We start from the raw sequence: 6,676 nt of genomic DNA, 5'->3' as shown, positions 1-6,676 counted from the left end.
AAGCTTCCGGTTTAGAGCCTGGAAGCTTTTTTTATTGGCAAAGATAATAATGTTAATAAAAATTATGAACCATTAATGACTCGACGGCTAGCGTAATAACGCTTACTCCAATAATCATTACTCATTTCTGAAACAATAACTCCATTACTTGTAGAGGCGTGAACAAACTTGTTATCACCAATATAGATCCCTACATGTTTCATCCTGCGACCTGTTTTAAATAGAACTAAGTCACCGGCTTTTAAACTATTGCGTTTTACACTTTTACCTGAAGATTCTTGTTCAGAGGTAGTACGCGGTAATTGAACACCAAACTGCTCGAAGAATGTGCGTTGTACAAAGCTAGAACAATCGATACCACTTTTTGTGGTTCCACCGAGGCGGTAACTTACACCTTTCCAGCTAGCATATTGATCCATAATCTTTGATTTGGTATCAACACTTCTGACTAAATCTTCGAATTCATCTTGCGATGCCATTGCGAGGGAATCATTCGATGTTGCATTTAACATGCGAGCATCAGATGATCTTGCTGTAGTTTGACTGTTTTTTGTCGTTTTCGGTGCAGTACATGCTGAAAGCGTTACGGCAATTGCCACTGCCGGAACAAGGCGCCATACATAGCGCTTAAATTTTTCAGAAATTAACATTATTTAGTATATCCCTTGCCATTTTATTTATTGTGATATGAAAGCTACATACCACACGTAAACTGCTCCCTGTGAAAAACGCATTAGAACAACAACAGTGTATTTTTCGCAGAAAGGGTTTATGCACCGAACAAAACTTGCTCTAAATTAGCAGCTTAAATGTGCTCTAACACAGGTTGATTAAGGATGAATAATCAAAGGCTTCTAAAAATTAACGTATTACTCTTATTTGGCATTGGAATATTTATTTCTTAAACCAAACAGTAAGAATATACATAAACAAAGCTGAAATGGCGAGTTTATAGGGGCATAATTTACAAAACATTATATAAAACGGGATATGCGTCATTAACTTGCCTTCAATTTATGAATAATACGATGTTTTTGTATTGCCTATGGTGCTGCCTTTCCCTAAAAACATGATCATAATCACGTTTTCACTAAGAATTCTTTATGTATTTACTCAAAATATTTTAATTATTAGGTTTAATTGTAAAGAAGTTTAAATTTAAATAAATTGTCAGTCTTAATCCATTCATTAACGTCATTTTTTAGTCTTTATAGTTCTGATTAACGCAATGGACCGTTCATTTTTCATGCAATCAATTACGGTAATCTGGATGCTTACTCAGCAAGATAGACATGCTATTTTGTTGAATGTTGCATTTAGTCAGTCATTAATATTGAAAGTACCACAATGTTATTGGGTACTTTACAAGTAAAAAATGCTAAATCTAAAAGTGTAATCTTCTATGAATTTGCCCATATTTAATAAAAAAAAGACTAATTGCCATAGCATTAATTTTATAGAACTTTCATTTAAAATATTTTTTTAAAATTAAATGAAAAATAAAAAATAACGTCCATAAGTGAAATATATGTTCACCTCTAAAAATTAAGCTCGCAGCTGAAATTTATCTAATAAATACATCATTTAGATGTAAGTAAATTTCAATAACTGACGATATTCTAATCTTTAGCGGAGAAATTCTTGTGGACTGCTCAGTAAAAAAAATAGTTGTAACGGCGTTTTCTTTTATAGCCTTAATTTCTAGTTTTACGTCATATGCTTCTAAAGATAGCGGTGTAAAACAGCTTGCATCGGGAACAATTACTTTCACTGGAGCTATTGTAGCCGCTCCTTGTATCATCACGAAAATTGAACAAAGCATTGATACTAAGTGCTGGAATGAAGAGGGTAAAGTAAAAACTAGTTCGATGGATATTAAGAAAATTTCAGAGAAAAAAACACAATTACCAAATCAACAGGGTGTACAATATTTCAAATGGATTAATAAAGAAAATAAAACAGGTATCTATACTGTAATATATGACTAACTATATTTAGCATAGTAAAAAATCATATATTAGTGAATAAAAGGAAATAAGATTAGGGATATTTAATGATTATGATTGAATGCCATGCCTATGGGCAGCAAGCCCATAGGTGGATTGCTAAATATTAGTCACAGCGTCCCATATAGCGACGTTCGGGAATATGAATGCGAATTTTTTCACCCGTAGTTAGATATTCTGGCACTTGTACGGTTAGCCCGGTTGCCATTGTTGCGGGTTTGGTTCTAGCACTAGCGGAAGCGCCCTTGATACCGGGTGTTGTTTCAACAATAACCATATCTACAGTTTGCGGTAACTCTAAAGCGAGTACTTGGCCATCCATTGTTAGTACCTGCATTCCTGGTAAACCTTCTTCAGGAATAAACAATAACTCTTCTTCAATATCAGATTTTTTAAATATGTAAGGCGTATAGTCTTCATTGTCCATAAACACATATTCATCACCATCAATGTAAGAAAAGCTGACAGTACGACGAGTCAACGAGATTGTCTCTAAAATGTCATCTCCTTTGAAACGCTCTTCAACCTTTTGACCTGTCCTGATATCAGTAAAGCGCATTTTATATAGAGTACTTGCTCCACGAGCACTTGGTGCTTGGATATCAATATCTTTAACCAGCAGTAATTTTCCGTTGTAGTTAATTGCTAAACCACGTTTGATCTCGTTGGCCTTGGCCATAAATAACCTTCTTTGCTATTGTCAAAAAGAGTTCGACAAAATTACTCGTAGATCAGGGAATAGGCAAGATGCTGAAGTCAAAAAAATCCCTAGTTTTTACACTAGGGATTGATTTATAAGCTAGGGGCTATCAATAAATAGGTAAGAGACCAAATAGTGACAATATATGAGCAATGGCATTAATTAAACCAAACAGGATCACAAACCAAATAATGAAACGACCACCCGGTGCTTTGTAGCTATTATTTGGGAAGCGTTTACGGCTTTCTCTTGCCATCATCGCTGGGATTATTACTGCCCAAATCGTTGCTGCTAATCCTGCAAAACCAATAGCGTAGATAAAACCGTTCGGGAATACTACGCCAAGTATAGTTGGCGGTAAAAACGTGAGGATAACCGATTTAAAGCGTCCTTGATGACTGTCATTTAATTTAAAAAAGTCAGCAATAAAATCAAATAGCCCAAGAGATACCCCCAAGAAAGAACTTGCCAACGCCATATATGAAAACAGGTTCAAAAATTGAGAGATAAAACTGCTTTGAGCCGAAATATTCATTTGTTTTAGCAAAGCATCAATATTATTGCCATTCTCTCTGATTTCAATAAAGGCAGAGCGAGGGATATTACCTTGGATAGCATACTGCCACAGGATATAGATGGTCACTGTAATAATAGAGCCATAAACCAAGCTTAATACAACGCTACGACTATCTTTGTTATAGTATTTTACCAATCCCGGTACATTTCCATGATAGCCAAAGGACGTCAATAGATAAGGAAGGGCAGCCAATGCATAGGGCAAATACTGATTGTCAGGACTTTCAAATTGATTAAATAGTACAAGGGGAGAGGCTGTAGTTACCATCCCGCCAATGGACATGATAAAGGTGATGACCATTCCACCAATTAAAATGGTGCTTAATCTGTCTACTGCTTTAGTTGATAACCAAACAAAGAATGCAATAATTAATGCAAATATCAACCCTGAGACGGCTTGAGGCACCTGTACATATTGCGAAATATTGCCAGTAATAATTGAACTGCCTGCCGAAATATAAGCATAGGTTAGAATATATAACACGAAGGTAATAGATAACGTATTGATGGTGTTCCATCCTGAGCCTAATAAATCCTTAACCATGGTATGAAAACTGGCACCGGCTGGGTAATTCATATTGGCTTCTAGGATCATTAATCCGGAAAGCAACATACAGATAAAAGTATAAATCAGTAAGACGACGGAGCCTGAGAACCATACGCCTGAAGTCACCATTGGAATAGAGAACATTCCAGCACCGACAGCGGTGCCCGCTATGATCATTGAACCACCTAATATAGATGGGCGCTTTGGCGATTTTTTAACATCAACTTCCATGATGACTCCTGAATGATTGTTTCACTGTACTAGCTGAACGATACAATAGGCATTTGGTAATGTAAATATATAAAAGATAATAAAATCTGAAAATAGTTTGATATGGATAATATATGTACAAACCCATGAAAATTTGTACAAAGTTGACAGCTATTTAGGTTTTTTGAAAGTAGAAACGTTGCGCTAGCCAAAGCTCAATCGCGTTGCGACTGGCTTCAAAATGGGGTTCAGGAAGAGCATCATGGGGATAAACCCAGAGTAAATCTTCACATTTGTCTTCTTCCATGATTTGTGGCGCAATATTTCCATTGTATTCAGCATGCATACAAATCGAAACGGTATGTTTTCCTTCCTGTTGATACGTCTGTAAATTATTACTGATACCAAAAACGGTGGGGGAATGAATGTCTATGCCAACTTCTTCTTTAATTTCACGTATTGCACAAGCTTCAAATGATTCGCCTGGATCTACATGCCCACCGAAAATAGACCAATAGGGAGCATGTTTACTGCTGCGTTTACCCAGCAAAATTTGACCTTGTGAATTGGTAATAATAACGCCAACACCTACCACAACATTTTGATGATTGGACATGGAATTTCCTTCTTAATGTCTTTTTAAACATAGAGATCTTGCCATGTTACTTGTAAATTACAATCAGGAAAAAATACAAATATCACTGAAAACAACCCGCATTAGTGTTATAACTATGCGCAGAAAAATTTGTGATACGACAATATAATGATTAAGGGAGATTAGTAGTTATGACTCGCCGGGTTGCTACAATTACATTAAATCCTGCTTATGATTTAGTTGGGCTATGCCCCTCAATCGAAGCCGGTGAGGTCAATCTAGTCAAGACTGCTAGCCTGAATGCTGGAGGCAAAGGGGTCAACGTAGGTAAAGTTTTACGTGACCTTGGCATTGATATCACCGTTAGCGGTTTCATGGGTAAGGATAACCAAGAAGAATTCCAACATTTTTTCAGTGAAAATGGTATGGCAAACCGTTTTACAATGGTGGCCGGTCGAACCCGTATTAATGTGAAACTTACTGAAAATAATGGTAAATCGACAGACTTTAATTTCTCCGGTTTTGACGTCAGCAAAGAAGATTGGAACCGTTTTGCGACAGAATCCCTCAATTGGCTCGGTCATTTTGATATGGTGGTGGTCAGTGGTAGTTTGCCGAACGGCATTGATCCTGAAGAGTTCACCCGTTGGATGACACGTTTGCGCCAATTATGCCCGTGCATCATTTTTGATAGTAGCCGAGAAGCCCTCAAAGCGGGGTTGAAAGCATCCCCATGGTTGGTAAAACCTAATCGCCAAGAATTAGAGACATGGGTGGGTAGAAAGCTTCCTGAATTAAATGATGTCATAGCAGCAGCTCATGAATTACGCGATAAAGGGATTTCCCACGTTGTGATTTCATTGGGCGAAGAAGGGGCATTATGGGTTAATGCATCGGGCTCATGGCTGGCTAAGCCACCTCATTGTGAAGTCGTCAGCACGGTAGGGGCAGGGGACTCAATGGTTGCTGGATTAGCTTATGGGCTGTTGAATGGGGAATCCAGTGAGCATACATTACGTATGGCGACTGCTATTTCCGCATTATCAGTTTCGCAGCCTGATGTTGGTTTAAAAAACCGTAATAAGCTCGCGGATATGATGTCGAAAATTGAGATGAAATTGCTCTAATAACACATGAATTCAGAGATAAAAAATGGCTACTTAATCGTAGCCATTTTTGTATTAATCGTATTGTTGAGCTTTTAGCCATGCAATTTCTTGTGGCCAAATATCAGGATTAATGGTTTCTAAAATCAATGGAATACCATCAAAACGGGCGTCTTTCATAATATAACGAAATGGTGCATAGCCAATATTCCCTTCACCGAGGCTATGGTGGCGGTCAACACGACTGGCAAATTCACTTTTAGCATCATTCAAGTGCATGCCTTTTAGGAACTCAAAGCCAACAATACTTGAAAATTGTTGAAAAGTTTTTTCACACTCTTCTTCTGTACGTAAGTCATAGCCAGCAGCAAATGCATGGCAAGTATCAATACAAACACCTACACGACTTTGATCTTTGACTCTCTCAATGATTTTGGCTAAATGGACAAAATCAAATCCTAAGTTAGTTCCTTGACCTGCTGTATTCTCAATGACGGCAATGACACCCTCTGTTTCGGCGAGGGCAATATTAATGGATTCGGCTATACGCGCTAAACAATCATCAATTTCAATCTGCTTTAAATGGCTACCAGGATGGAAATTGAGAAGATCAATACCCAGTTGTTCGCAACGTTGCATCTCATCAATAAAAGCCACTCGAGATTTTTCCAATGCCTCGAATTCAGGATGGCCCAAATTAATTAAGTAACTGTCATGGGGTAAAATTTGATGTTTACCATAACCATATTTAGCGCAGTTATGCTTGAATTTCTTAATTATCTCTTCTGTAAGCGGGGCTGCTTTCCATTGACGTTGGTTTTTAGTAAATAACGCGAATGCTGTTGCGTTGATTTCATGGGCGCGAATAACCGCTTGGTCGACGCCGCCAGAGGCGCTGACATGTGCTCCAATATATTTCATGATCGACTCCTTTTC

7 protein-coding genes are annotated in these 6,676 nt (G+C 37.6%); 2 read left to right on the top strand and 5 right to left on the bottom strand.

Going from position 1 to position 6,676, the window contains the following annotated elements; genetic code table 11:
- Positions 1-62: 62 nt before the first annotated feature.
- Positions 63-650: a bifunctional murein DD-endopeptidase/murein LD-carboxypeptidase gene (gene mepS / locus PROVRUST_RS13695; RefSeq protein WP_006815456.1), complete on the bottom strand. Its 588-nt coding sequence runs from the start codon at positions 648-650 to the stop codon at positions 63-65.
- Positions 651-1,643: 993 nt separating this feature from the next.
- Here mepS and PROVRUST_RS13690 point away from each other — a divergent pair.
- Positions 1,644-1,988 (top strand): fimbrial protein, encoded by a 345-nt coding sequence (locus PROVRUST_RS13690; RefSeq protein WP_006815454.1) that lies wholly within the window; start codon positions 1,644-1,646, stop codon positions 1,986-1,988.
- Between the two features lie 124 nt (positions 1,989-2,112).
- Here PROVRUST_RS13690 and yeiP read toward each other — a convergent pair whose 3' ends face one another.
- The 3 genes from yeiP to PROVRUST_RS13675 form a co-directional block, all read right to left on the bottom strand.
- Positions 2,113-2,685, bottom strand: coding sequence for an elongation factor P-like protein YeiP (yeiP, locus tag PROVRUST_RS13685; protein WP_006815453.1), 573 nt, complete (start codon positions 2,683-2,685; stop codon positions 2,113-2,115).
- Between the two features lie 130 nt (positions 2,686-2,815).
- Positions 2,816-4,060: a tryptophan permease gene (gene mtr, locus PROVRUST_RS13680; protein WP_006815452.1), complete on the bottom strand. Its 1,245-nt coding sequence runs from the start codon at positions 4,058-4,060 to the stop codon at positions 2,816-2,818.
- 154 nt (positions 4,061-4,214) lie between these two features.
- Positions 4,215-4,655 (bottom strand): nucleotide triphosphate diphosphatase NUDT15, encoded by a 441-nt coding sequence (locus PROVRUST_RS13675; RefSeq protein ID WP_006815451.1) that lies wholly within the window; start codon positions 4,653-4,655, stop codon positions 4,215-4,217.
- 170 nt (positions 4,656-4,825) lie between these two features.
- On the opposite strand from PROVRUST_RS13675, the gene fruK reads away from it, so the two are divergent.
- Entirely contained in the window at positions 4,826-5,761 is a 936-nt protein-coding gene (gene fruK / locus PROVRUST_RS13670; protein WP_006815450.1) for a 1-phosphofructokinase, read from the top strand.
- A gap of 54 nt (positions 5,762-5,815) precedes the next feature.
- Here fruK and nfo read toward each other — a convergent pair whose 3' ends face one another.
- Entirely contained in the window at positions 5,816-6,661 is an 846-nt protein-coding gene (gene nfo, locus PROVRUST_RS13665; RefSeq protein WP_006815449.1) for a deoxyribonuclease IV, read from the bottom strand.
- Positions 6,662-6,676: the final 15 nt, after the last annotated feature.

The sequence above is a fragment of the Providencia rustigianii DSM 4541 genome (assembly GCF_000156395.1).
Taxonomy (GTDB): Bacteria; Pseudomonadota; Gammaproteobacteria; order Enterobacterales; family Enterobacteriaceae; genus Providencia; species Providencia rustigianii.
This window is presented reverse-complemented; position numbering and strand designations above follow the sequence as displayed.

Coding starts and splice junctions, on each gene's coding strand:
- mepS (WP_006815456.1), bottom strand. CDS start 650: ATGTTAATTTCTGAAAAATTTAAGCGCTATGTATGGCGCCTTGTTCCG.
- yeiP (WP_006815453.1), bottom strand. CDS start 2,685: ATGGCCAAGGCCAACGAGATCAAACGTGGTTTAGCAATTAACTACAAC.
- mtr (WP_006815452.1), bottom strand. CDS start 4,060: ATGGAAGTTGATGTTAAAAAATCGCCAAAGCGCCCATCTATATTAGGT.
- PROVRUST_RS13675 (WP_006815451.1), bottom strand. CDS start 4,655: ATGTCCAATCATCAAAATGTTGTGGTAGGTGTTGGCGTTATTATTACC.
- fruK (WP_006815450.1), top strand. CDS start 4,826: ATGACTCGCCGGGTTGCTACAATTACATTAAATCCTGCTTATGATTTA.
- nfo (WP_006815449.1), bottom strand. CDS start 6,661: ATGAAATATATTGGAGCACATGTCAGCGCCTCTGGCGGCGTCGACCAA.